The sequence below is a fragment of the Stenotrophomonas sp. 05L44_2 genome (assembly GCF_056665995.1).
This window is the reverse complement of record NZ_JBFTNR010000907.1, coordinates 1-1,383: the sequence shown is the minus strand read 5'-3', so window position 1 is coordinate 1,383 and position 1,383 is coordinate 1. Positions and strand designations below refer to the sequence as shown.

Below are 1,383 nucleotides of genomic sequence, written 5' to 3'. Positions count from 1 at the left end.
GGGCGTGGACTACGAAGGCACCCGTTCGCGCAGCTTCTGCTCGATCAACTACGGCCTCAATTCGTACGCCAGCAACATCGTTCAGCCGCTGGCCAATGCCTGCGAAGAACATGGCCTGACCCCGCCGCGCATCGTCACCGAGTGCGGCCGCGCGATGACCGCGCACCACGCGGTGCTGATCGCCAACGTGTCTGAAGTGGAACAGGCGCAGGAAGGCCGCGTGCCGGACCAGCACGACGACGAGCCGGCCTCGATCCGCCACCTGCGCGAGATCCACGAAGAACTGGACGTGCGTCCGGCGGTGGAGCTGTTCCAGGAAGCACAGCACTTCCACGCCGAAGGCCTGTCCAGCTATGCGCTGGGCCAGATCGACCTGCCGCAGCGTGCGCGCATCGACGATCTGTTCTATGCCATCGCCCATGGCGTGCGTGCGCGCCTGAGCTACGACGAGAAGAGCCATCGCCCGGCGCTGGATGARCTGAACGAGCGCCTGGTCGACAAGTACTTCGTCAACTTCAGCGTGTTCGAATCGATTCCCGATGCGTGGGCGATCGACCAGGTGTTCCCGATCGTGCCGATCGAGCGCTTGAACGAGATGCCGGATCGCCGCGGGATCATCGCCGACATGACCTGCGATTCCGATGGCATGGTCAAGACCTACGTCGAGAACGAAAGCCTGGACAGCTCGCTGCCGCTGCACGCGATCAAGCACGGCGAGAGCTACCGCATCGGTTTCTTCMTGGTCGGTGCCTACCAGGAAATYCTYGGCGACATSCACAACCTGTTCGGYGATACCGACGCGGTGGAAGTGCTGGCCGATGCCGATGGCTATGCCATCACCCAGCAGCGCCGCGGCGATACCACCGACGTGATGCTGGACTACGTGGGCTACAAGCTGGATGACCTGCGTGCGGCTTACGCCGAGCGCGTGGCATCGGCGGACCTGTCGCCGGAACGCGCGCAGGAGCTGTCCGAAGCGCTGGAAGCGGGCCTGACCGGTTACACCTACCTGTCCGATGAACCGTTGATCTGAGGGTGACGGGAACGCCGGGCATGGCCCGGCGCTACCGGTGCTGATGAGCGCCCGCGCGATCTTCCATCTGTTCCTGCATGCCGCCGTGCCAGCCCTGCTGGCATGGCTGTTCTGGCGCAAGCGCTTCGCCTCGGCGTGGCTGTTGCTGCTGCTGGGCTGGATCATCGATCTGGACCACCTGCTGGCCGATCCGATCTACGCCCCGAACCGCTGCAGCATCGGCTTCCACCCGCTGCATACCGCACCGGCGATTGCCGTGTATGCCGGGCTATGCGTGCCGAAGAAAACGCGGCTGGTAGGCATCGGTTTGATGATCCACATCGTGCTCGATGCCATCGACTGCTGGTGGA

General features: G+C 64.1%; 2 protein-coding genes. Both read left to right on the top strand.

Annotation, left to right across the window (positions count from 1 at the left end; translation table 11 throughout):
- Nucleotides 1-1,033, top strand: a 1,033-nt coding sequence (speA, locus tag AC1VAN_RS21865) for a biosynthetic arginine decarboxylase (RefSeq protein WP_480986749.1), incomplete at its 5' end; no start/stop codon positions are given.
- Nucleotides 1,034-1,076: 43 nt separating this feature from the next.
- The coding region (locus AC1VAN_RS21860; RefSeq protein WP_480986748.1) for a DUF6122 family protein at nt 1,077-1,383 on the top strand (307 nt) is incomplete at its 3' end.